The sequence below is a fragment of the Bacillus sp. es.034 genome (genome assembly GCF_002563655.1).
Classification (GTDB): Bacteria; Bacillota; Bacilli; order Bacillales; family Bacillaceae_B; genus Rossellomorea.
Genome location: NZ_PDIY01000001.1, coordinates 1000786 through 1022757, shown reverse-complemented (window position 1 = coordinate 1022757; position 21972 = coordinate 1000786). Strand labels below are relative to the sequence as shown.

Genomic DNA, 21972 nt, shown 5'->3' with positions numbered 1-21972 from the left:
ATTCCCCTCCGCGTCCAATTTCTCTATATTAATATTCAATAATTAGGATGGGTGTGCCAATCACAAAGGTTGTCTTAGCGCCCATTCCGCTTTTCCGTAGACCTAGTTGTATATTCATATCATCATTTTTTGTAGGTATAGTCCGTGACATTTGTTCCGAGTAAGCTGAAATGGAATAAAAGTCTTCTTCTTTAAGTGATTCCAGTTCTTTTGCGTCTAATTTCGACATTAGTTCGACAGCCTGATTCGACAAAACTTTCTCAAGCTTATCATTGAATTCGCCTTTTATACAAGAGAAAATCATAGGTTTAGAAGTGAAAATGATTTCCATATTTGGGATGAATTCAGACTTGATATACTGCTTCGTCTTTTCTCCCAACGCTTTCTGATTTCCGCGCATTTCATACATAATGTACGATACTGAATGCCCGTTTGTGGGGGTATGCTGGAACTTAATGGTTTCTTCCCCGTGAGACGTCTGACGTTGTCCCACAACCACTACTCCTTCAGCGGACTTTTCTGTCTCCCAGTCAAAATCAGAAAATGTTTCCTGCATAGTAGTACTATATTTGGCAAACCCTTTATTCGTGAAGCTTTTTTTGTTTTCTCTTGCATATAGAGACCATTCAGTTATCTGACCTTGAGAATGAACAATGGCTTGATCAAGCTTTTCAATGTCTAATAAATGTTTGGCTACGATAGTGTTGTTCCCATTAATGACAGGAAGAAAACCTAATCCAACCAAAAAGATTAAAATAATGTAAAAATACCGACTCATTTTTCATTCCTCCCCTTACTAAAAGTCTGTCCGAATAGAGGGAGAACATACTTGAAAATTGTCGTCATCTTTTTACAATTATTGAGGCTTTCAAGCAAGTATTGTGAAAAGGGTTTCACTTTGAAACTTTTTCACAAAGGGACGAACACAAAATTAATCTTACTCAAAACAGTGTCCCTTGAAAACATGCAGGAAGACCTATTTTTTGTCAGAATCTCTACTTATTCAAAGAAAACCGGCAAGCTCTGAGACCATAGGTAATAATCCAGTAAAAAACGGCTGACGGCTGACCCGATTGCGACCGTTAGTAGGACATACAATAGTCTCCCCTGTGCGACCCGATTCTTCTTCAGGAGCTTGTCCAGCTGAATGGCTTGCAAAGCCCAGAACGTGATCCCGAATACAAATAAATGCACAAGCATGCTGACTAGGGCCTGTTGACCAAAGCTTTCCACCACTCTTTTCACTCCTTCAAATGACCAAATTCGACACACATAGAACATTTTAACACATAATTCAGTAACTACATATGTATTTTGCAAATTTTTTGAAGAGGTCCGTCCCTCCATAAAAACCACCCATTACAGAGGATTGTAATGGGTGGTTTTGTTTTAATGAGGGGCGTATTTCATAAGGTAGTCATGTGTACCGTGGATATGTCGGCTGGAGGTTTTATTTCTCTTTCTTTTTGCCTTTTTGACCTTGTTGCATGCATTCGTAGTAGTATCCCTGGCAGCCGCATTTAGCTTGTTTGCCCTGTCCCTTTTGCTTATCTTTTCCACCTTTAGCTTCCTGCTGGCCCATATCACCGATCATCCACTGATATTCGCCATAATTTTGGTACTGCAGCTGGCCTTTCCCTTTTCCTTGTCCTTTTTTCGAACTCATTTTCCCATCCTCCTTTTGTCCTTTCCTATAGTCTACGTTCCCTTCCCCTCCAGCGTTTGGGTTGTCCCCGCCTAAATCAGAGCCTATTTTTTAAGCTCTATTAGAAAAGATCCTGCTTTGCTTCCATTATCACGTGCGTTTCCCCTCCATCCCCCCGCCCATTTCCCCTCCTAACCCCAACTAGTCCACCAAAAAGGGCGTCTGTAATAGTACAATGTCACGGCATGTCACATATACATAAAGTGAAAATGTTTATATACAACAGGAGGGAACAAGTATGAATAAAGAATTAATGTCTTCGCTTGTCGGGAAGGTTGTCAAGGTGAATCGCGGCGGTCCAGAATCGCGTACCGGAAAGCTTCTATATGGAGGGAACGATCATTTCGCTCTTTTAACAGAAAAAGATGGTGTGATCTACTACAATACATCCCATGTTAAGAGCATTTCCCAGAACATTAAATCAGGTTTGCCGTTTAATGTGGAGGAACTTTCTGAAGAAGGTATGGAATTTATGAAGGAAGACACGTTTGGAGCTTTACTCACAAGCTTGAAATATCAATGGGTGAGCATCAATCGCGGTGGTCCTGAGAAACTCGAGGGTATTCTTGAGAATTCGAATGATGAATTCGTCACACTTGTGTTGAATGAAGAGGTTGTCCGCCTGGCTGCATTCCATGTGAAAAGCATCAGCTACGGCGTGAAGGCTAAAAAAGCAGAGAAAACGGAAGAAGAGAAGTAATTTTCTCTATAAGGAAGGGAGAATAATTGAATGAGTAATTTCAATGATTCATTAAAAGGGTTAACAGGTTATCAGATCAATATTGTTCTAAACGACGGGACAAAACTGTCAGGTCAATTAGCGGAGGTCAGTACGGATTATCTGACCGTCTATTCCAGTGAAAACGAAACATTGTATTACCCGATTTCACAAATCCAGGCAGTAACGAAGAACTCTAAAGATGTAGAAGCGTTGCCTGTAACGGATGATCACTTGAAGGGTGAAAAAATGTCCGATGTATTGTCCCAGAGCTTACTCAGCTGGGTGACGATCAATGGATCCGGCAAAGCGTCCTACTCAGGGATTCTTTCAGCGGTGGAAGAAGATCACCTCGTGTTGACACAGGGGAAAGACCGGGTGTATCTGCAGCATGCCTCGGTTCTGAATATTTATGATGGGACGAAGAAAACGACTTCGGATAATCAAGACAGCTCATCCAGTAAAGATAATTCCTCACAAAAACAGGACTCTTCAAAGAATCAGGAATCATCCAACAAGAGCAGCTCATCCCAGCAAAGCTCTAAAAACCAATCATCCACTAAATCTTCTACTAAAAACACGAAGAAAAAACAACAACCTGCTTTCTATTACGATGAACTTGAAGGGGCAAAATCCTCTTCTTCCAAAAATTCAACCTCCAAGTAAAGACGGCAGAATCTCAGTAAAAGTTGGTCATAACGAATGAACAGGCTTATGCTATGCATGAAAAATCTCAGCATCCTCCATCATTGACAGGTTGCAGTTGAAGAAGATGCTGGGATAATTCATAAAGGATTGCGATTCGAAAGGAGGAATGATCATGTTCTTGATCATCTATTTTGTACTTTTAGGAAGTATCTTTCATCTCCTGTTTATTAAACCCGGTATTTCAAAGGTGGACAAATATCCACTCTTTGAGCATTTAGATGGTTCACCTTCTTCCATCATAAAAGAGGCGAAATCTCATGCCCGATAATATGTTTTGGTTTATGACGATCATTTTTTCCCTTACCATCATTGTCATGTTATGGAGACCGTTCGGGATCAATGAAACCATCCCTACATCCATCGGGGCGGCCATCGTCCTTCTTATCGGGATCGTTCCCTTCAGCGATGTGTTTACCATCGTCGATATCGTGAGCGGGGCCGCTCTTACGATATTATCGACGATCATGATGTCCATCGTCCTTGAGAGTATCGGTTTCTTCCGGGTCGTCGCCGTGAATATTGTCAACAGGTCGAGGGGTTCGGGACTCAGGTTGTATGTCTATGTGATGTTATTATGTTTTATGATGACCATGTTCTTTAATAACGACGGCAGCATCCTCATCACCACTCCGATCATCATCCATATGACCTCCCTATTGAAGCTCAAGAACCATCAGAAAATCCCCTACCTGCTTTCAGGTGCCCTTATTGCCACTGCCGCCAGTGCACCCATCGCCGTCAGCAATATTTCGAATCTCATAGCCCTGAAAATCGTCGGTCTCACCCTGCAGGACTACGTTCAGATGATGTTCGTGCCATCCATGGTCGCCATCCTCGTCATCGCCTATCTTCTCTACCTCTACTTCCGCAAATCAATCCCGAAAAAAATCCTGGATGTCTCGATCAACTGGAAAAAAGATGCCCAAGCCTACTCCTACTCACACCCTCTTTCCTCCAATGAGCAGAAGAAAGAAATCGATTTTACCCTGATCAAGTATTGTTTGCTGATTGTCGTTCTCACCCGGGCCGCCTTTTTTGCCCTGACCCCTTTTGGCATACCACTTGAAATCATCGGTATGGTCGGGGCCGTCATTCTGATCTTCCTCAGGTACATGCGGACAAGGATGGGCTTCATGGATATTGTCCGAAAGACGCCTTGGCATGTTCTGTTATTCGCTTTTAATATGTATGTGCTGGTGTATGGGCTGAAAAATGTCGGATTAAGCGACTTCATCGTCGACCAATTCAGGGATCATATTGTCGGACAGCCTTTCAATGCCAGTATCATCATGGGGATCTTCCTTACCGTGATCTCCAATCTCTTTAACAATCTGCCGGCGGTGATGATCGGCACCCTATCCATCACGGAAATGGGACTGGATCCCCACATTTTACAGATTGCTTATTTAGCCAATGTGCTGGGGAGTGACATCGGTGCGTTGTTGACACCAGTGGGAACCCTCGCCACATTGATTTGGATGTTCATCTTAAAGACTCATGGAATCAAGATTTCCTGGAGCCGCTATCTGAGGGTGACCATATTCGTTGTCCCAATCAGCCTACTAGTCGGATTATACAGTTTGTACCTTTGGATAGAGTGGTTATTTTAAACTAGGAAGGAGTATTAAAGCTTATGAAAAATGTCTATTCTGCATTCACCGGTGAAGCAGTCATGATCGAACTTACCGGAAAAAAAGCCATCAACGGATTTTTGATCGAGGTCGGCAGCGAGGTCCTGATCGTCTATAACGGAGACGATTATATCTATATCTCCACTTCTCATATAAAAAATATGTCGGTTGTATCGAAGGAATCCATCGGGATCGATGAACCGTCTGTAAGCCCACAGCTCGAACAGGAAGATCAATTATCCCTGCGAAAAATTTTGACCACGGCCAAGGGAGTCTTCCTTGAAATTTACACAACGGGCAATCAGCCGATACACGGTTATATCACAGGGATCATGAACAATTACTTTGCCTTCTATTCCCCTGTTTACAAAACGATGTACATCTCCCTGCAGCATCTGAAATGGCTGATTCCCTATTCCACCAATCTTTCTCCCTATCGCTTGAGTAAGGAAAATCTGCCTGTCAATCCGTCAAATTCCATCACCCTGGCCAGAAGCTTCGAGGTTCAACTTGAAAAATTGAGCGGGCACCTCGTGGTATTAAACCTGGGAGTTCAGGAAGAAATGATCGGCAAGATCGAGAGAGTGTCGGATAATATCATGGAATTGATTACAGCCAAGGGCGAATCGACCTACTTGAATATGCAGCATATCCAAACCGTCCATTTGCCATAAAAAAAAGAAACCACCTCTCCAAAGGAAAGGTGGTTTCTTCGTTATTAGAAATTACGTTCGGAAACGTTTATTCTGTTCATGGCACGCTTCAGAGCGAGTTCGGCACGACGGAAATCTACGTCGTCCTGTTGTGCCTGCATGCGGTCTTCAGCACGGCCTTTTGCTTCTTTCGCGCGTTGTACATCGATAGCTTCTGCTGTTTCAGCAGACTGTGCTAGAATTGTCACCTGTTCAGGACGAACTTCTAAAAATCCGCCACTGACAGCTACAAGCTCAGTGTTGCCACCTTTTTTCAGGCGAACCGCACCGATTTGTAGTGGAGCAACCATCGGAATGTGTCCAGGTAAGATTCCAAGCTCACCGCTTTGAGCTTTCGTGCTCACCATTTCCACTTCTGAATCGTACACTGGGCCATCGGGAGTGACAATATTGACTTTTAATGTCTTCATTTTCTTCCCTCCTGGTCCCTAATTATACCTCTACGCCCATTTCTTTAGCTGCAGCCAGTACGTCCTCGATCGGACCTACAAGACGGAATGCATCTTCTGGAATGTGGTCGTATTTACCTGCAAGAATATCAACGAAGCCTTTTACTGTGTCCTTCACTTCTACGTAAGAACCTTTTTGGCCTGTGAACTGTTCTGCAACGTGGAAGTTTTGAGATAAGAAGAACTGTACGCGGCGTGCGCGTTGTACTGTCAGCTTATCATCATCAGAAAGCTCATCCATACCAAGGATCGCGATGATATCTTGAAGTTCTTTATAGCGTTGTAACGTCTGTTGAACGTTACGTGCAACATTGTAGTGTTCTTCTCCAACGATGTCTGGAGAAAGAGCACGGGAAGTCGATGCCAATGGATCTACCGCAGGATAGATACCCATTTCAGAAAGCTTACGCTCAAGGTTCGTTGTTGCATCAAGGTGAGCGAAAGTTGTTGCAGGAGCCGGATCCGTGTAGTCATCGGCAGGTACATAGATCGCTTGGATCGATGTTACAGAACCTACGTTTGTTGACGTGATACGCTCTTGCAGTTGACCCATTTCAGTCGCAAGTGTCGGCTGGTAACCAACGGCAGATGGCATACGGCCTAGTAGGGCAGAAACCTCTGAACCTGCTTGCGTGAATCGGAAGATGTTATCGATGAACAGAAGTACGTCTTGACCTTGCTCATCACGGAAGTATTCAGCCATTGTCAGACCCGTCAAGGCAACACGCATACGCGCACCAGGCGGTTCGTTCATTTGTCCGAATACCATCGCTGTTTTCTTGATAACGCCAGAATCGCTCATCTCGTGATAAAGGTCATTTCCTTCACGAGTACGCTCTCCAACACCGGCGAATACAGAGATACCACCGTGCTCTTGGGCGATGTTATTGATAAGCTCCTGGATTAATACGGTTTTACCAACACCGGCACCACCGAATAGACCGATCTTACCACCCTTGATGTATGGAGCAAGTAAGTCTACTACTTTGATACCTGTTTCAAGAATCTCAACTTCTGTAGAAAGTTGATCGAATGTAGGTGCCTGTCTGTGAATCGGATCACGACGGATACCTGCTGCTAGAGGCTCGTCTAAATCGATTGATTCACCCAGAACGTTGAATACACGACCTAACGTTACATCCCCTACTGGTACAGAGATTGGTGCTCCTGTATCGAGTACTTCGGCTCCACGTTGTAAACCATCCGTAGATGCCATTGCGATCGTACGTACAGAATCATCACCTAGGTGAAGGGCAACCTCTAATGTAAGTTCAGCTCTATCTGCAATTTGGATCTTTAAAGAGTTGTAGATATCAGGAAGTTGGCCGCTGGCGAACTTGACATCAACAACTGGACCCATTACTTGAAGAACGTGTCCTTTGTTCATCTCTTTCCCTCCTAACTAGCTTTTGACAAAAACTTTATAAAGTATAAACGGTTCTAAAAACCGTCAGAGTTCTATTCGAGTGCCGCAGCCCCGCCGACGATCTCCGTGATTTCCTGAGTGATCGCTGCTTGACGCGCACGGTTAAATTTCAGTGTAAGGTCACTGATGATTTCTTTTGCATTATCGGTTGCATTTCTCATCGCTGTCATACGGGCGGCGTGCTCACTTGCTTTACCGTCAAGTAACGCCCCGAAAATCAGGCTTTCAGCGTATTGAGGAAGCAATACCTCAAGGATTTCCTCTGCAGAAGGCTCGAATTCATATGAAGCAAGCTTTCCTGAAGGAGTCAGATCCGTTAACGGTAACACTTTTTTCTCCGTAACATCCTGTTGGATCGCACTGACATAGTGGTTATAGAACATGTACAGTTCATCGTATGCCTCGGCAGAGAACATACCCACCGCTTTGTTTGCGATATCTTTAATGTCGGCGAAATTCGGTTGATCCGGAAGACCCGTTACCGACTCAAGGACATTAAAGCCTTTTTTACGGAAGAAATCAGCACCGACACGGCCCAGAGCAATAATGGCAAATTCATCATTCGAGCTGTGACTTTCTTTAATTCGATTGCTAACAGCACGGATTACACTGCTGTTATATGCCCCCGCCAAACCACGGTCTGATGTAATGACCAGATACCCGGTTCTTTTAACGGGGCGGGAGACTAGCATCGGATTCCTCACACCTTGACTGCCCGCTGCAACGGATGTCACCACTTCTTGGATTTTATTCATGTAAGGTACGAATGACTTAGCATTCGTCTCCGCACGATTCAATTTAGAAGCTGATACCATTTCCATTGCTTTGGTGATTTGACTTGTCTTTTTGGTAGAAGTAATACGAGTTTGTATATCGCGTAACGATGCCACTGGTTCTCACCACCCTTTACATATTGTCAGATATAGGGAGCGGGCTTATTGCCCTTCCCCCTATATTCCCTTATTCAGACTTGATGAATGTCTTCTTGAATTCATTGATCGCGGTTTTCATTGCATCATCTTCAGGAAGACCTTTCGTCGTACGAATATGGTCTAACAGTTCAGTATGGTTGTGATCTAACCAGCTTAGAAGTTCAGACTCGAAACGACGGATATCTACAACTGGAATATCATCTAAATGACCTTTAATCAGTGCATAGAAGATCATGACTTGTTTTTCAACTTTAAGTGGTTTGTTAAGATCCTGCTTCAGTACTTCTACAGTACGAGCTCCACGATTCAGTTTCGCCTGAGTCGCTTTATCAAGATCCGATCCGAACTGAGCGAATGCTTCAAGCTCACGGTAAGCGGCTAAGTCAAGACGAAGCGTACCGGAAACCTTCTTCATTGCTTTGATTTGTGCAGATCCACCAACACGTGATACGGAAAGACCCGCATTGATCGCCGGACGTACACCGGAGAAGAATAGGTCAGATTGTAAGAAAATCTGTCCATCCGTGATGGATATAACGTTTGTCGGGATATAAGCGGAGATATCTCCTGCTTGTGTTTCAACGAATGGCAATGCCGTGATGGAACCTCCACCTTTTGCATCACTCAATTTCGCCGCACGCTCGAGTAAACGAGAGTGCAAGTAGAATACGTCACCAGGGAATGCTTCACGGCCTGGAGGACGACGTAATAGTAGGGAAAGCTCACGGTAAGCAGAAGCCTGCTTGGAAAGATCATCGTACACGACAAGAACGTGCTTGCCACTGTGCATGAATTCTTCAGCCATTGTGATACCAGCGTATGGTGCTAAGAATAGCATCGGAGCCGGTGAAGCAGCTGATGCCGTTACAACGATTGTGTAATCCAATGCACCGTGCTTACGCAATGTTTCTACCGCGTTACGTACTGTTGATTCTTTTTGACCGATGGCTACGTAGATACATACCATGTCCTGGTCTTTTTGGTTCAGGATCGCATCGATGGCAACAGATGTTTTACCTGTTTGACGGTCACCGATGATCAATTCACGTTGTCCACGACCGATTGGAACTAATGCATCGATCGCTTTGATACCCGTTTGAAGCGGCTCATGTACGGATTTACGATCCATAACACCAGGTGCCCCGCTTTCAATCGGACGCGTTTTAGTTGTTGCGATTGGACCCAATCCATCAACTGGTTGTCCAAGTGAGTTTACTACACGACCAACTAGTTCTTGTCCTACTGGTACTTCCATGATACGCCCAGTACGACGAACCTCATCGCCTTCACGAATGTCAGTATATGGTCCGAGAATGATGATACCAACGTTGTTTTCTTCTAAGTTCTGTGCCATACCCATGACACCGTTAGAAAATTCAACAAGCTCTCCAGCCATGACATTGTCGAGGCCATGAGCACGAGCGATACCGTCACCGATTTGGATAACTGTACCTACGTCGCTTACTTTCATCTCAGACTGATAGTTTTCAATTTGCTTTTTTATCAGCGCGCTGATTTCTTCCGCCTTGATGCTCATGAATTTCACCCCTCATTTATACGAAAGTTAACGAATTAGTTCACGCTCAAGACGAGTCAATTTACCTTGCAGGCTTCCATCATAGATGCGTGTCCCGATTTGGACCTTGATGCCGCCGAGTAAATTTTCGTCTGTCACATTGGTAATTCTTAATGATTGTTTTCCGACTTTTTTAGCAAAAGAAGACGACAATGCTGTTTGCTCATCTTCTGTTAAAGGACGTACAGAGTACACTGTCGCATCTGCAATCCCGCGTGCTTCGTTTGTCAATTCGATGAATGCCTCAACCATATCTGTGATCTCGCCCGTACGGTGACGGTCGGTCATCAGCATCAATGTGTTCAGGACATACGGGGAAGCCGCGAGAAATGCTTCCTGAATCAATGACTTCTTCTTATCTAACGTAAGCTTAGGATTTTCAAAAAGAACCGTTAATTCGGTGTTCTCAAGGAAAACCGCTCTCACTGTACGCAGCTCTTCTTCGATTCCTTCAAGCTGATTATGGTCCTGGGCAATCTCGAAAAGAGCTAACGCATAGCGTTTTGCAACTGTAGAGTAGCTCATCGCTCTTCCCCTACCTCTTGAATATAATCGTTAATTAACTTCTGTTGATCATCAGCAGAAAGTTCTTTCTCAATGACCTTAGAAGCAATAAGTACTGATAAAGATGCAACCTGTTTCTGTAGTGCTGCAACAGCTTGTTCTTTTTGCGTTTCGATTTCGCGCTTTGCAGATTCTTTCAATCTCTCTGCCTCTTGACGAGCAGTGGCGATAATCTCTTCACGTTGTTCAGAACCTTGTTTCTTAGAGTTTTCAATCATCGTTTGAGCTTCAAGACGAGCTTCTTTCAGAAGTTTCTTTTGCTCTTCTAAAATATTGTTTGCCTCAGTGCGGCTCTTTTCGGCTGCCGTGATCTCACCGGCGATGTGGTCTTCACGCTGCTGCATGATTCCCATTAATGGACCCCAGGCGAATTTCTTAAGTAGCGCCATAAGAACCAGGAACATGATCAGCTGAAAGACGATATCCCCTGTGTTAAGGCCGCCGTGACCTGCTGCCTCACCTATAACGAATGCGTTAGTTAACATACTCGATTCACTCCCTTCAAGAATCGATTGGATCGTATTTTTTATAAATGAACCGTTCTTGCAAAGAATCTATTCTCTAGTACATAGGAATGGCGAAGATAATCGTCAAGACGAACTTCGCCATTCAACCTGTCCGTTTTATTAGCTTCCTAGTGCGATGAAAGCGATAACTACACCGATGATTGGAAGTGCCTCAACTAATGCGATACCGATGAACATTGTTGTTTGTAAAGTACCACGTAATTCCGGTTGACGTGCAATTCCTTCTACTGTACGACCTACGATAAGACCGTTACCAATACCTGCTCCTAGTGCTGCTAAACCAACTGCAATTGCTGCTGCGATAAGACTCATTCTAAAGTTCCTCCTTTAATGTATAAGAAAAATATTTTTTACATATATGTTTGTCCACCGTAATGAACAGGTATATATTAATGGTCGTGGCTGACTTTGTGAGCCATATAAACCATTGTTAACATACAGAAAATGAACGCCTGGATCGATCCGACAAACACCGAGAATCCTTGCCAAGCAAGCATTGGTGCGATTGCTCCGATCGTTCCGCCGATACCACCGTTAACGGCAAGACCCGCAAGTAGTGCAAGCAGGATTTCACCGGCATAGATGTTACCGTAAAGTCGAAGACCCAATGTAAGAGTGTTTGCAAACTCTTCAATGATTTTTAGCGGGAATAACCACCACATAGGTTTGAAAAAGTCTTTCCCATATTCGCCAAACCCCTTCAACCTGATTCCATAGAAATGGGATAGTACCACGACCATAACCGCCAGGGTCATCGTGATGGCAGGATCGGCTGTAGGTGATTTCCACCATAATTCACCGTCATACACGACAGAGAATGGCAGACCCAGCATATTCGATACAAAAATATACATGATAATCGTGAGACCTAAGATATGAAAACGGCCACCCGTCTTCCAGTCCATGTTGCTCTTAATGATCCCTTTAACAAAGTCCATGACCCACTCGAAAAAGTTCTGCATACCGGTAGGCTTCAGGGCTAAGCGACGTGTAGATAAGAGGGCAATAATAAACACTATGGCCGTTGCGACCGTGATCATCAAAACGTTCGCAAGGTTAAAAGTCAAACCCAGAAAATGGGCTGTAGGTGCTCCATGATTCAAAATACTTCACCTCTCTTCCCCGCTATTTATTAGTTTTGAAGCTGCTGAAAAAATAATCTATCATAATGACAATATAGGTCGTCATTAATCCAATAATAAGACTTAGGAGATGAAATGTTTCTGGAAATCGTGTGGCAATGATGACTCCAAGGGCGGCTGCGGCCATACGGGAAGTGGTTCCTAGCGATCTCACTTTTTTCCCCTCTACCACGGCGTCCCCGAACTTCGAGACCCGCTTGGTCATGCCCCAGTGCATATAAAGACTTAGTAATGTCCCTAAAATTAACCCTAAGAATACTGATTTGTGGGCGGTGAATCCCCAGCCCAGGACGTAAATAGAAAGCACATAAATTATGTATTTCCGCTGTCTATTAAACATTTGATGGAGTTCCGGCATATCTTATTATTCTCCTAAGAAGAAATGTCGTACTGTTCGAAGCATCGCATAAATCCCTGCGGCAAGGCCGAGGAGCAAACCGATGATTAAAAAGAGTGGTGCTGAATCAACCTGCTGATCAATCCATCTCCCCAGGAAAATCCCGACTAAGATAGACCCGACAAGCTGTGCCAAAATGGCCGAATAAATCGCCATCGCTTTATATGGGCTTTCGTTTTTTTGACCCATTTCAACCTCTCCCATTCAAACAAAATTTGAACATGAGGCAAGCATTTCAGACATGATGTAAAAGCGATTGCATAAGGGTTTACGCATTGTGAAAACCTTATCATTTTACATCCTTTGTAAGCATACAATAGGGCTTAATCTATGTCAATGCGTTCAAGTTAAAAAGTGCACAACCTATCCACGTGTTCCCAGATTGTTCACATTTTCAACACAATTACTAAAAAGTGAGGTTTATAAAATGATAGGTCCCCCACTTCACATGCCCCTCCATTATATAGAAGAATCCCTTACTGAGTAACCCTTGAATTTAATGTAAATACTTCCAATCAAATAGAAAAAGCCGGATTATCATTCACGATAATCCGGCTTTTCGAGTTCACTGATTATTTCGTTCCGTACAAACGATCTCCCGCGTCCCCAAGTCCAGGAACGATGTAGCCTTTTTCATTCAGCTTCTCATCAAGAGCGGCGATGAAGATATCAACATCAGGGTGTGCTTCCTTGATGGCATCGACGCCTTCAGGACATGCCACTAAGCACATGAACTTAATGCTTACGGCACCGCGCTTTTTCAATGAGTTGATGGCTTCAACGGCAGATCCGCCCGTTGCAAGCATCGGATCGACCAGGATGAAGTCACGCTCTTCCACATCACTTGGAAGCTTCACGTAATATTCGATCGGCTTTAGAGTCTCAGGGTCACGGTATAACCCCACATGTCCTACTTTCGCAGCCGGGATTAATTTTAAGATTCCATCAACCATTCCAAGGCCGGCACGTAAAATAGGGACGATCCCTAATTTTTTCCCAGCAAGGGTTTTCGCTTTCGCATTGCTTACCGGCGTTTCAACGTCGATATCCTCCAGTGGCAGGTCACGTGTGATTTCAAAGGCCATCAGTGTTGCAACCTCGTCAACAAGCTCACGAAATTCCTTTGTTCCTGTTTCTTTATCACGGATAAACGTTAACTTATGTTGGATCAACGGATGATCAAATACATATACTTTGCCCATACGACTCTCTCCTTTTAATTCAGTTTTATGTAAAAATGGTTTGTCCACTTCATTTACACCTCAGACTATTGTACATAAAAGACAATTTAAGAGCAACATGAGATGGGAAGTGTCTTTTAACAAATTATGGAACCACCCCGCATGTCTTCACCCATCAAAAAACCTCCCCACCAGGAACGTCCGTCCCTAATGAAGAGGCCATATCTATTATCTCTCAGGATACAACTCAAATTTGCTCGTTAAATCCAACACGCGCTTGCGTGCTTCTTCCAATTTCGCTTCATCTTCGTGATTCTTAAGAGTCAATGCCATGATCGAAGCAATTTCGTCCATGTCCCCAAGTCCGAATCCTCTGGACGTCACTGCAGCCGTTCCGATGCGGACACCGCTTGTAACGAATGGGCTTTCCGGATCGAATGGAATCGTGTTTTTATTAACGGTGATTCCGATCTCATCAAGAACCTTTTCAGCGACTTTACCAGTTAACCCAAGTGAACGAGTGTCGATGAGTAATAGGTGGTTATCAGAACCGCCCGATACAAGATCGATTCCTTCTTTCACAAGACCTTCTCCCAGACGCTTCGCATTGTCAATGATGTTCTGTGCATAATCTTTAAAAGAACCCTGCAGTGCTTCACCGAAAGCCACGGCTTTAGCAGAAATCACGTGCATAAGAGGTCCGCCCTGGATTCCAGGGAAAATAGACTTGTCTATCTTCTTCGCAAACTCTTCTTTACAAAGGATCATACCACCGCGTGGTCCACGCAATGTTTTGTGAGTCGTTGTCGTTACGAAGTCTGCATACGGAACCGGGTTCTGGTGAAGACCAGCCGCTACAAGTCCGGCGATATGAGCCATATCCACCATCAGGTATGCTCCCACTTCGTCAGCTATTTCACGGAACTTCGCGAAATCGATCGCTCTTGGATACGCGCTTGCTCCCGCTACGATCAGCTTTGGCTTGTGCTCTAACGCTTTTTGTCTAACATCTTCGTAGTTGATCAGGTGCTTTTCTTCATCCACACCGTACTCTACGAAATTATATTGAATACCACTGAAGTTGACCGCACTTCCGTGAGTCAGATGTCCCCCATGAGATAAGTTCATTCCAAGAACCGTGTCACCCTGTTCAAGGATGGTGAAGTAGACTGCCATATTGGCTTGTGCTCCTGAGTGAGGCTGAACATTGACATGTTCTGCTCCAAACAATTCTTTCGCACGGTCGCGGGCCAGATTCTCGGCTACGTCCACATGCTCACAGCCACCATAATAGCGACGACCTGGGTACCCCTCTGCATACTTATTTGTCAAAACCGAGCCTTGTGCTTCCATAACGGCTTCACTGACAAAGTTTTCAGATGCAATTAACTCGATCTTTGTTCGTTGACGCTCTAATTCATCTTGAATCGCTGCATAAATTTCCGGATCTTGCTTGGCAATCTTACTCATACATATCCCCCTTTAATTCATAGGCCCAACTTGCTGCGCCCCATTGATTCATTCAATCCCATTCTAACACGATTCACCAAAAGGCGAAATAAAAACCTCTAGTCAAAACGTAACGTTCGTGTTTAGAGAAGCTTTTGAGGGACGGACCTCATGTGACACTGTTCACAAACCGTTTCCAACCCTTCAACAATCACATTTAAGGAGCATTATGACTAGTTCTATAGGATGCAGAAGAACTAAACTGATCCTTTTCCTGCATCCCCCGGACCTCCTCCTCCTTGGCCCTGTTATTCGTTCGGGTCTGACACCCCGTTTAGCGACCAATCCAAAATAAAGGTCCGTCCCTCCAAACAAGAGGAACGAACCTTCTTCACATTGATGACCTCATTCGTATACGGCTCTCGTTCCGCCGATGAGTTTTGGTCTGGTTTTGGCGAGGGTGACGTGGGCTTCACCGAGGCTTTTTTGTGATACGCGGATCGGGACGGCTACGTGTTTCAGGTGCATGCCGATGAAGGTGTCCCCGATGTCGATGCCGGCGTCGCCTTTGATGTGTTCGACCATGACCGGGTCGTTGAAGGAATGATAGGCTTTCGTCGCCATGGCCCCTCCTGCTTTTCGCACGGGAACGACCGTGACTTCATCGAGTCCTTTCCGTTCCGCTGCTTCCCGCTCAAGGACCAACGCTCGGTTCAAATGCTCGCAGCATTGAAACGCCAACGAAACCCCAATCGAATCCGCCCAGCACTTCAACTCGTCATAAATCATTTCCGCGACTTCAATGGTTCCCGCCGTGCCGATCCGCTCCCCCATTACTTCAGAGGTAGAGCAGCCGACGACAAAGACTTGTCCTTTTTTTAGCGGAACCTGACTGCTGAAATCACGCAGTATCGTTTGCAGTTCATCTTTTAATTGAGCGATTTCCATGGAACCCACTCCTTATTGTTTGTCTTCGTATGCCGTGATTTTCCCTACTCTATTTGCATGGCGGCCGCCTTCGAATTCGGTTCCAAGCCACGTTTTGGCGATTTCGCGTGCCAGTCCCGGACCGATGACGCGCTCACCCATGGCAAGCATATTGCTGTCATTATGTTCGCGGGTTGCTTTTGCACTGAATACATCGTGAACAAGGGCGCAGCGGATCCCCTTTACTTTATTGGCGGAGATGCTCATGCCGATTCCCGTCCCGCAGATCAGAATCCCACAATCGAATTCACCGCTTGCCACTTTTTCCGCAACGGGAACCGCATAGTCGGGATAGTCGACGGATGTACCGCATTCACAGCCGAAATCCTCATATTCAAGACCCATTTCTTCCATTAATGACTTGATTTCTTCTCTAATATTCACTCCGCCGTGATCTGACGCAATCGCAACTTTCATCTTCTCCCACTCCCCATAACCTTTGATACGTTTATTTTGCCACATCCTCTTCATTATATAAAGCTTTTCAGCATGAAAAAACGGGCATGAGGTCCGTCCCTCACACCCGCTTTTCTTTTATAAATGAAAACGTGTTATCGTGCTTTTCAGTGCTTCTGCCTGTTCTTTCAGGTTAAGGGCAAGCTTCTCGACGTCATTCATGACGACCGCTTGTTCTTTTGTTGAAGCTGATACTTCCATGGCACCTGCAGATGTTTCTTCTGCGATGGCGGCGACTTCCTGTGATTGCTGGGAAGTAAGCTGGATGCTGTCCATCTGCTGATCGACGAGGACCGAGATGTTCTGGACCGCGTCTGCCACTTCATGAATCGTGGTGGTCATAGTTTCAATCATTTCGTTCGTCTGCGTTCCTTTTTGGGCTTCTGTGTTGGCTGAATCGACCTGGGTCGTGATCTGCCCAACCACGTTACCGACTTCAGTCTGGATATTTTTGATCAGTTCCGAAATGCCTTGAACCGCTTTTCCACTTTCATCGGCCAGTTTCCGGACTTCTTCTGCGACCACTGCGAACCCTTTCCCATGCTCACCGGCACGTGCCGCTTCAATGGAAGCATTCAAGGCGAGAAGATTGGTCTGATTCGCGATGTCCCCTACCAATTGGATGATCTGCTCCACTTTTTTCGCATTGTCTTCGAGTCGGCGCACGGCGTCCAATGAATCTTCATTTCCCCTGGCCAGCCGGCTGATGCCTTCAACGAGGGAATGGATCACTTCTTTACTTCCCTGAAGCTCTGTCACCATGTTTTTCGACATATGCTCAGATGATTTCGAATGATCCTGAACTTCCCGGGCGATCCGGATGACATCCTCCACGGACTCAGCCGTTGTTTGAATTGCCGTAGCCGAGCTTTCGGCACCTGCTGAGATTTCGCTGATCGTTTTGGAAATCGAATCCGCCTGTGTAGAAGCGATTTCCGACGCTTTGGAAAGCTCGATAACATTCGTATTGGTTTTGTTAAAATTGTCATCGATGCTTGATACCATGTCACGCAAATTATGCAGCATGCGGTTGAACGCCAGTGCAAGTGAGCGGATTTCGTCATCGGATTTCGGTACATCTACTTCGATGGCGATGTCCCCTTCAGCCGCTTTCAGTGCAACCTGCTCCAAGCGCTGCAGCGGTTTGACGATGAAACCTGCTGCAAAAAAGGCCAGAACCGCCGACCAGAATACACCCATGCCGAGCGTCATGATCGTGAACCAAAGCTCATTCATATCAGGTGCAAAAGCAGGCTTGATCACATAAATAAAAAAGGCACTTGTGGTATACGTCACCAACGCCAGAAGCGTGATAAAGAAGACCAATTTCTTTCTAAGACCCGATTTGTAGCTCTTCACTTTCCCCATCTTTCTCTCTCCCTGTCTTTAACCAAGCTTTTTCATTAACTCTTCGATCAATGAATCCAATTCTCTGTATGTATGTCTATAGATGTCCACGCTTCCCCCATACGGATCCGTTACATCCAAATCAGCAGGATCTTCAAGAACAAACTCCTTTAATGTAAAAACTTTGTCCGCCACATGTGGATACTGATCCACAATTGCCCGCTTATGATTCGATGTCATCGTAAAAATATAGGAAGCCCAATCCAGGTTCTCTTTTGAAAGTGAACTCGATTGGTGTCTATGTATTATATCGTTCTCTTTCAGCACTTCTTTAGTCTGAAATGACGCATCATTTCCGTCCATGGCAAAAACACCCGCCGACTTCACGTCAAACCTATTTGCCCCTTTATGCTTCAAAACCGCCTCCGCCATAGGACTCCGGCACGTATTCCCTGTACAAACAAACAAAATATTCATCACGTCATCCTCCTTACCACCTATTATAAAATATTTTCCAATCTCCCAATAGTCCATTCACAAAGAATACAAAAAGAAAGGAGCGGCTCAGCCCCCGAACCAAACAAAAAAAGCCCACCCCGAGGGACGGACCTTCACCAGCCAATTTAAATCGGCAACAAAAGCTTCACACCAAACGCAAACAGGATACTCCCCCCAAGTGCCTCGCTGTACGTTCCAAGCACCCCCTGGAATTTCCGGCCGATGAGTAACCCCGACCAAGTCAGCACGGTAGCCGCGATCCCGAAACAGAAGAGGGCGACGGCCGTTCGCGCCCCGAAGATCCCGAGGGTCAATCCCACTGAAAAACTGTCCAGGCTCACACTCAACGCAAAAAGGATCAATCCAAATCCCACGGGTGAGATGAGGGTCGTGTCCTCCTCCTTGAAGCTCGACATGAACATCTGGATTCCAAGGACGATGAGCAGAACACCCCCTGCGTAAGCCGCAAAGGACCCGAACGTTTCCGATAAAAACTTCCCCGTCATCATCCCGAGGAGCGGCATCCACACATGAAAGACACCGACAACCAATCCTATATAAAAGACCTGCTTTAATCTCAGCTGGAACATACCCATCCCTATCCCGATCGAAAAGGCATCCATCCCAAGAGCAAATGCCATTAACATCAAGGTCATCAGTTCGCCGATCATACTTGTCATTTTGTTTTTCCCCCTCCGGACATGCCTACAAAACAACTTATGCACGTCCAAAGGGATTTAGAATACAAAACAAAAACCCCTATGAAAGGTCATAGGGGAAGACAATCATCCTTTTATCACACGGTAACCGGCAGCTTTTTGAAGACGGTTCATGATCGCAAGCCCGACTCCTTCTTCCGGAAACATCTCGGCAAAGATAATATCCACATTACTTCTATTAAACGCACGCAGGGTGTCATAGAGATGCTGGGCGACTGTTTTCAGGTCATCCCTGCGTCCGGCTGACAGAATGAGATCCGCCTGATACCAATCCATCTGTTCCTCCGTCGTCAGAACCCCGACCTTGAGCCCCTCTCCCTTTTTCTCATCCACCAATCGCTGCACATCTTCCTTCGTTCCGTCCACAAGATAAACAGGGGCATCCGGGGCGTAGTGGGTGTATTTCATCCCTGGTGATTTCGGGGCACCCTTGCCTTCTTTCAAGGAAGGATCCACTTCCACTTTACCGACGACTTCTTCCAGCTGCTCTTTCGTGATGCCGCCAGGACGCAAAATGACCGGGATTTCTCCCGTACAATCCACCACCGTAGACTCGACTCCGACTCCCGTCTCGCCACCATCCACCACTCCGGCGATCCGGCCTTCCAGGTCATCAATGACATGCTGAGCCGTTGTCGGACTCGGTTTACCCGAACGGTTCGCACTCGGAGCGGCAATCGGAAGTCCCGCTGCCTCGATGATCGAGAGCGCCACGGGATGGTCCGGCATCCGGATCCCCACAGTATCGAGTCCAGCCGTCACCCTTCCGGAAAAGACGTTTTCCTTATTTTTAAAAATGATCGTCAGTGGCCCTGGCCAGTATGCTTCAATGAGTTTCGAAGCATCCGACGGGATCTCTTCGACCAATCCCTCTAACTGCTCTTTATTTGATATGTGGACAATCAGCGGATTATCCGAAGGCCTGCCCTTCGCTTTGAAGATTTTTTCCACCGCAGTATCCGATGTGGCATTGGCACCCAGTCCATAAACCGTCTCTGTCGGGAACGCCACCACCTCATCCTGTTGAAGGATTTTCGCTGCATCCACAATTTGTGGATAACTTTTGTTTTTATCCACATCACTTTCCACAATCCAATGTTTCATCATCTATGTCATCCACCTTTATGTTACTAAGCTAAATCTCGTCGATTTTTGTCTGCAAATACTGAATTTACAAGTTCCTATACTTTTGAAAGTATAAAAGAAACACCTTGAATTCTCAAGTATTATCCACAAACTGCATATAACTTGTTGAAAATTGTGGATAAACCTGTGGATGGTGTGAATAATTCTGAAAAAAGAAATAGTTACCGCTTTCTCATATTTTGTCGAATGGCAAACGAAAAAAACTGAACCATTTTTATGAGAATGGTCCAGTCCTGAATTTTAGGATAAAATCCTTGTCGAAAAATCTATAAATCCAATTTCATGGTGATACAGTTATCCACAGTGGATAACTTTTTCGCATGAATGAAGTTCTCCAACTCATCCACAACAGGATCTGCTTCCTGTTGAAAACCCAGCAGGTCAAAGAACGCGAGGGATGCTTTCCGATTGGAAATCAAATAGAGACGCTTCAGATCCTTTTCTTTCGCAAGCTTTAAAATCTCCTGAAAGAGAGCAAATAACTCTTCACTTTCAAATGAAGAAGTGACTACGAGTGATCGAAGGAGTCCGATCTTCCCCTGCACCTCGATTCCAAGCGTCCCGATCAAGCGGTTTTCCTCATCTTCCACTACTAAAAAACAATCAATGCTATGTTTAATGCCTTCCGTGCTCAATCCTGCTTTCGTCAAGAAGGCCACGACTTCATGAATGTCCTCACTCGTTGCCTGGCGGATCACTTTCAACATCCTTTCATCCTCCCTTTTCTATCATCCTATAGTATCAATGTATGAAGGAGGGAGGAGATTAGAACAAGGAATGCTAGAAAGATAGATTTTCTTCAAATAAGAAAAAGCTTCATCCCAGAAGGAAGAAGCTTCTCACTTTATTTGAATAACCCCTTGAATAGATCGACTACGAAGAAACGAACCTCGACTTCTTCTTCCTGATCTTCAACAAATACCGGTTCTTCTTGTTTTTCTACTTTTTCCTGAACTTGTTTTTCTTGCTTTTTTACCTCATCTTCAACCGGCATCTCTACCTTTTCTTCCTCATCGATCACACCGGCTTCCACTGCTTCCACTTCGACTTGCTTATAGGCAATAGTATCTTCTTCAGGTTGTTGTTCAACATCTGCACTCTCTGCGTCTTCAGGGTCCACTTCTGTCACTTCATTCCCGCTAGCCTCCACTTTCGTTTCAAAACCCGTACTTCTTACGGCGTTTCCTGTAGAGAAATCCAGGAAGCATAGTGGCGGATACAGGACGCACCACCAGTTGGCGCCTTCCCCTTTACCAAGTGTGATCAACACTGCTTCATACTCACCAGCCGGATAAAGATACTGACCATATAATTTCGTCGGAAAGTCCACTTTGCCAAACTCCACTTTCACTGATTGATCCATGCCTTCTTCCGCAACGACATCCTCTGCAATCTTCTGAAGCTGTGGCAATCCTTCCTTGATGACTGCTTTCGCCTCATCCTGTGAAGTCAGATTCGATACCCAATTTGTGATTTCCTTGTTGACTTCATCCCGGACAAGTCTCTTCACGTTCTGATCCCCATCCAGATCACTATTGGCGAGGATCCGCAGGCGAATCGCTTCATCCGGAATCACCATCGTCTCCTGTGCTGCCATTTCCTGCTTCGGTATATATAAACTTAGAATCGTTCCTAATGATAGAATCAAGATATACAATAGTACTGTGTGTTTTGTTTTCATGTCCTCTCCCCCTTGGTAAA

General features: G+C 45.1%; 28 protein-coding genes. 5 read left to right on the top strand and 23 right to left on the bottom strand.

Annotation, left to right across the window (positions count from 1 at the left end; all coding sequences use genetic code 11):
* Window positions 1-28 precede the first annotated feature (28 nt).
* The 3 genes from ATG71_RS05365 to ATG71_RS05350 all read right to left on the bottom strand — a co-directional run bounded on the left by ATG71_RS05365 (window position 29) and on the right by ATG71_RS05350 (window position 1666).
* Window positions 29-778, bottom strand: a complete 750-nt coding sequence (locus tag ATG71_RS05365) for a YwmB family TATA-box binding protein (RefSeq protein ID WP_098438731.1) — start codon at window positions 776-778, stop codon at window positions 29-31.
* Window positions 779-999: 221 nt separating this feature from the next.
* Complete coding sequence (locus tag ATG71_RS05355; protein ID WP_483295331.1) at window positions 1000-1281, bottom strand: DUF1146 family protein; 282 nt, start codon at window positions 1279-1281, stop codon at window positions 1000-1002.
* 169 nt (window positions 1282-1450) lie between these two features.
* Window positions 1451-1666 carry a hypothetical protein gene (locus ATG71_RS05350; RefSeq protein WP_098438729.1) on the bottom strand — a complete coding sequence of 72 codons (216 nt, stop codon included), beginning with the start codon at window positions 1664-1666 and terminating at the stop codon, window positions 1451-1453.
* A gap of 277 nt (window positions 1667-1943) precedes the next feature.
* On the opposite strand from ATG71_RS05350, the gene ATG71_RS05345 reads away from it, so the two are divergent.
* The 5 genes from ATG71_RS05345 (at window position 1944) to ATG71_RS05330 (ending at window position 5436) form a co-directional block, all read left to right on the top strand.
* Window positions 1944-2405, top strand: coding sequence for a hypothetical protein (locus ATG71_RS05345; protein ID WP_098438728.1), 462 nt, complete (start codon window positions 1944-1946; stop codon window positions 2403-2405).
* A gap of 30 nt (window positions 2406-2435) precedes the next feature.
* Window positions 2436-3089 (top strand): hypothetical protein, encoded by a 654-nt coding sequence (locus ATG71_RS05340; protein WP_098438727.1) that lies wholly within the window; start codon window positions 2436-2438, stop codon window positions 3087-3089.
* A 154-nt stretch (window positions 3090-3243) separates the two neighbouring features.
* The gene (locus tag ATG71_RS23285) at window positions 3244-3399 is read left to right on the top strand and encodes a hypothetical protein (RefSeq protein WP_179886457.1); all 156 of its coding nucleotides are present in this window, start codon (window positions 3244-3246) and stop codon (window positions 3397-3399) included.
* Window positions 3389-4741: an arsenic transporter gene (locus ATG71_RS05335; protein WP_286162916.1), complete on the top strand. Its 1353-nt coding sequence runs from the start codon at window positions 3389-3391 to the stop codon at window positions 4739-4741. The genes ATG71_RS23285 and ATG71_RS05335 overlap by 11 nt, the downstream gene beginning before the upstream one ends.
* A 23-nt stretch (window positions 4742-4764) precedes the next feature.
* Entirely contained in the window at window positions 4765-5436 is a 672-nt protein-coding gene (locus tag ATG71_RS05330; protein ID WP_098438726.1) for a DUF2642 domain-containing protein, read from the top strand.
* Window positions 5437-5480: 44 nt separating this feature from the next.
* Here ATG71_RS05330 and ATG71_RS05325 read toward each other — a convergent pair whose 3' ends face one another.
* The 20 genes from ATG71_RS05325 to spoIIR form a co-directional block, all read right to left on the bottom strand.
* Window positions 5481-5885, bottom strand: coding sequence for a F0F1 ATP synthase subunit epsilon (locus ATG71_RS05325; RefSeq protein WP_034765168.1), 405 nt, complete (start codon window positions 5883-5885; stop codon window positions 5481-5483).
* 22 nt (window positions 5886-5907) lie between these two features.
* Complete coding sequence (gene atpD, locus ATG71_RS05320) at window positions 5908-7311, bottom strand: F0F1 ATP synthase subunit beta (RefSeq protein WP_098438725.1); 1404 nt, start codon at window positions 7309-7311, stop codon at window positions 5908-5910.
* Between the two features lie 71 nt (window positions 7312-7382).
* On the bottom strand, window positions 7383-8240 hold the full coding sequence (locus tag ATG71_RS05315; protein WP_098438724.1) for a F0F1 ATP synthase subunit gamma: 858 nt from the start codon (window positions 8238-8240) through the stop codon (window positions 7383-7385).
* 70 nt (window positions 8241-8310) lie between these two features.
* Entirely contained in the window at window positions 8311-9819 is a 1509-nt protein-coding gene (gene atpA, locus ATG71_RS05310; protein WP_034765162.1) for a F0F1 ATP synthase subunit alpha, read from the bottom strand.
* A gap of 27 nt (window positions 9820-9846) precedes the next feature.
* Entirely contained in the window at window positions 9847-10383 is a 537-nt protein-coding gene (locus ATG71_RS05305) for a F0F1 ATP synthase subunit delta (RefSeq protein WP_098438723.1), read from the bottom strand.
* Complete coding sequence (gene atpF / locus ATG71_RS05300) at window positions 10380-10907, bottom strand: F0F1 ATP synthase subunit B (protein ID WP_034765158.1); 528 nt, start codon at window positions 10905-10907, stop codon at window positions 10380-10382. Before atpF ends, ATG71_RS05305 begins: the two co-directional genes overlap by 4 nt.
* 141 nt (window positions 10908-11048) lie before the next feature.
* A complete protein-coding gene (gene atpE / locus ATG71_RS05295; RefSeq protein WP_032086923.1) occupies window positions 11049-11261 on the bottom strand; it encodes a F0F1 ATP synthase subunit C in 213 nt (70 codons plus the stop codon).
* 77 nt (window positions 11262-11338) lie between these two features.
* Window positions 11339-12052, bottom strand: coding sequence for a F0F1 ATP synthase subunit A (gene atpB / locus ATG71_RS05290; protein ID WP_034765155.1), 714 nt, complete (start codon window positions 12050-12052; stop codon window positions 11339-11341).
* A 22-nt stretch (window positions 12053-12074) separates the two neighbouring features.
* Window positions 12075-12449, bottom strand: coding sequence for an ATP synthase subunit I (locus ATG71_RS05285; RefSeq protein WP_098438722.1), 375 nt, complete (start codon window positions 12447-12449; stop codon window positions 12075-12077).
* A 6-nt stretch (window positions 12450-12455) separates the two neighbouring features.
* The gene (locus tag ATG71_RS05280; RefSeq protein ID WP_098438721.1) at window positions 12456-12677 is read right to left on the bottom strand and encodes an AtpZ/AtpI family protein; all 222 of its coding nucleotides are present in this window, start codon (window positions 12675-12677) and stop codon (window positions 12456-12458) included.
* Between the two features lie 383 nt (window positions 12678-13060).
* The gene (gene upp, locus ATG71_RS05275) at window positions 13061-13690 is read right to left on the bottom strand and encodes a uracil phosphoribosyltransferase (RefSeq protein ID WP_034765147.1); all 630 of its coding nucleotides are present in this window, start codon (window positions 13688-13690) and stop codon (window positions 13061-13063) included.
* Window positions 13691-13897: 207 nt separating this feature from the next.
* Window positions 13898-15139 carry a serine hydroxymethyltransferase gene (locus ATG71_RS05270; RefSeq protein WP_098438720.1) on the bottom strand — a complete coding sequence of 414 codons (1242 nt, stop codon included), beginning with the start codon at window positions 15137-15139 and terminating at the stop codon, window positions 13898-13900.
* Between the two features lie 384 nt (window positions 15140-15523).
* Window positions 15524-16066, bottom strand: a complete 543-nt coding sequence (locus ATG71_RS05265; protein WP_098438719.1) for a TIGR01440 family protein — start codon at window positions 16064-16066, stop codon at window positions 15524-15526.
* 12 nt (window positions 16067-16078) lie between these two features.
* Window positions 16079-16522, bottom strand: a complete 444-nt coding sequence (gene rpiB / locus ATG71_RS05260; protein ID WP_098441730.1) for a ribose 5-phosphate isomerase B — start codon at window positions 16520-16522, stop codon at window positions 16079-16081.
* 117 nt (window positions 16523-16639) lie between these two features.
* Entirely contained in the window at window positions 16640-17929 is a 1290-nt protein-coding gene (locus tag ATG71_RS05255) for a methyl-accepting chemotaxis protein (protein ID WP_098438718.1), read from the bottom strand.
* An 18-nt stretch (window positions 17930-17947) separates the two neighbouring features.
* Window positions 17948-18385, bottom strand: coding sequence for a low molecular weight protein arginine phosphatase (locus ATG71_RS05250; RefSeq protein WP_098438717.1), 438 nt, complete (start codon window positions 18383-18385; stop codon window positions 17948-17950).
* A 146-nt stretch (window positions 18386-18531) separates the two neighbouring features.
* Window positions 18532-19086: a manganese efflux pump MntP gene (locus tag ATG71_RS05245; RefSeq protein ID WP_098438716.1), complete on the bottom strand. Its 555-nt coding sequence runs from the start codon at window positions 19084-19086 to the stop codon at window positions 18532-18534.
* Window positions 19087-19191: 105 nt separating this feature from the next.
* On the bottom strand, window positions 19192-20232 hold the full coding sequence (locus ATG71_RS05240; RefSeq protein WP_286162915.1) for an L-threonylcarbamoyladenylate synthase: 1041 nt from the start codon (window positions 20230-20232) through the stop codon (window positions 19192-19194).
* 305 nt (window positions 20233-20537) lie between these two features.
* Window positions 20538-20978, bottom strand: coding sequence for a GNAT family N-acetyltransferase (locus ATG71_RS05235; protein ID WP_098438715.1), 441 nt, complete (start codon window positions 20976-20978; stop codon window positions 20538-20540).
* Between the two features lie 137 nt (window positions 20979-21115).
* Window positions 21116-21952, bottom strand: a complete 837-nt coding sequence (gene spoIIR / locus ATG71_RS05230; RefSeq protein ID WP_098438714.1) for a stage II sporulation protein R — start codon at window positions 21950-21952, stop codon at window positions 21116-21118.
* Window positions 21953-21972 lie beyond the last annotated feature (20 nt).

Bases quoted from the DNA above. Each gene is read 5' to 3' on its own strand.
- ATG71_RS05365 (WP_098438731.1), bottom strand. From the start codon at position 778: ATGAGTCGGTATTTTTACATTATTTTAATCTTTTTGGTTGGATTAGGT.
- ATG71_RS05355 (WP_483295331.1), bottom strand. From the start codon at position 1,281: ATGTTCTATGTGTGTCGAATTTGGTCATTTGAAGGAGTGAAAAGAGTG.
- ATG71_RS05350 (WP_098438729.1), bottom strand. From the start codon at position 1,666: ATGAGTTCGAAAAAAGGACAAGGAAAAGGGAAAGGCCAGCTGCAGTAC.
- ATG71_RS05345 (WP_098438728.1), top strand. From the start codon at position 1,944: ATGAATAAAGAATTAATGTCTTCGCTTGTCGGGAAGGTTGTCAAGGTG.
- ATG71_RS05340 (WP_098438727.1), top strand. From the start codon at position 2,436: ATGAGTAATTTCAATGATTCATTAAAAGGGTTAACAGGTTATCAGATC.
- ATG71_RS23285 (WP_179886457.1), top strand. From the start codon at position 3,244: ATGTTCTTGATCATCTATTTTGTACTTTTAGGAAGTATCTTTCATCTC.
- ATG71_RS05335 (WP_286162916.1), top strand. From the start codon at position 3,389: ATGCCCGATAATATGTTTTGGTTTATGACGATCATTTTTTCCCTTACC.
- ATG71_RS05330 (WP_098438726.1), top strand. From the start codon at position 4,765: ATGAAAAATGTCTATTCTGCATTCACCGGTGAAGCAGTCATGATCGAA.
- ATG71_RS05325 (WP_034765168.1), bottom strand. From the start codon at position 5,885: ATGAAGACATTAAAAGTCAATATTGTCACTCCCGATGGCCCAGTGTAC.
- atpD (WP_098438725.1), bottom strand. From the start codon at position 7,311: ATGAACAAAGGACACGTTCTTCAAGTAATGGGTCCAGTTGTTGATGTC.
- atpA (WP_034765162.1), bottom strand. From the start codon at position 9,819: ATGAGCATCAAGGCGGAAGAAATCAGCGCGCTGATAAAAAAGCAAATT.
- ATG71_RS05305 (WP_098438723.1), bottom strand. From the start codon at position 10,383: ATGAGCTACTCTACAGTTGCAAAACGCTATGCGTTAGCTCTTTTCGAG.
- atpF (WP_034765158.1), bottom strand. From the start codon at position 10,907: ATGTTAACTAACGCATTCGTTATAGGTGAGGCAGCAGGTCACGGCGGC.
- atpE (WP_032086923.1), bottom strand. From the start codon at position 11,261: ATGAGTCTTATCGCAGCAGCAATTGCAGTTGGTTTAGCAGCACTAGGA.
- ATG71_RS05285 (WP_098438722.1), bottom strand. From the start codon at position 12,449: ATGCCGGAACTCCATCAAATGTTTAATAGACAGCGGAAATACATAATT.
- ATG71_RS05280 (WP_098438721.1), bottom strand. From the start codon at position 12,677: ATGGGTCAAAAAAACGAAAGCCCATATAAAGCGATGGCGATTTATTCG.
- upp (WP_034765147.1), bottom strand. From the start codon at position 13,690: ATGGGCAAAGTATATGTATTTGATCATCCGTTGATCCAACATAAGTTA.
- ATG71_RS05270 (WP_098438720.1), bottom strand. From the start codon at position 15,139: ATGAGTAAGATTGCCAAGCAAGATCCGGAAATTTATGCAGCGATTCAA.
- ATG71_RS05265 (WP_098438719.1), bottom strand. From the start codon at position 16,066: ATGGAAATCGCTCAATTAAAAGATGAACTGCAAACGATACTGCGTGAT.
- rpiB (WP_098441730.1), bottom strand. From the start codon at position 16,522: ATGAAAGTTGCGATTGCGTCAGATCACGGCGGAGTGAATATTAGAGAA.
- ATG71_RS05255 (WP_098438718.1), bottom strand. From the start codon at position 17,929: ATGGGGAAAGTGAAGAGCTACAAATCGGGTCTTAGAAAGAAATTGGTC.
- ATG71_RS05250 (WP_098438717.1), bottom strand. From the start codon at position 18,385: ATGAATATTTTGTTTGTTTGTACAGGGAATACGTGCCGGAGTCCTATG.
- ATG71_RS05245 (WP_098438716.1), bottom strand. From the start codon at position 19,086: ATGACAAGTATGATCGGCGAACTGATGACCTTGATGTTAATGGCATTT.
- ATG71_RS05240 (WP_286162915.1), bottom strand. From the start codon at position 20,232: ATGATGAAACATTGGATTGTGGAAAGTGATGTGGATAAAAACAAAAGT.
- ATG71_RS05235 (WP_098438715.1), bottom strand. From the start codon at position 20,978: ATGTTGAAAGTGATCCGCCAGGCAACGAGTGAGGACATTCATGAAGTC.
- spoIIR (WP_098438714.1), bottom strand. From the start codon at position 21,952: ATGAAAACAAAACACACAGTACTATTGTATATCTTGATTCTATCATTA.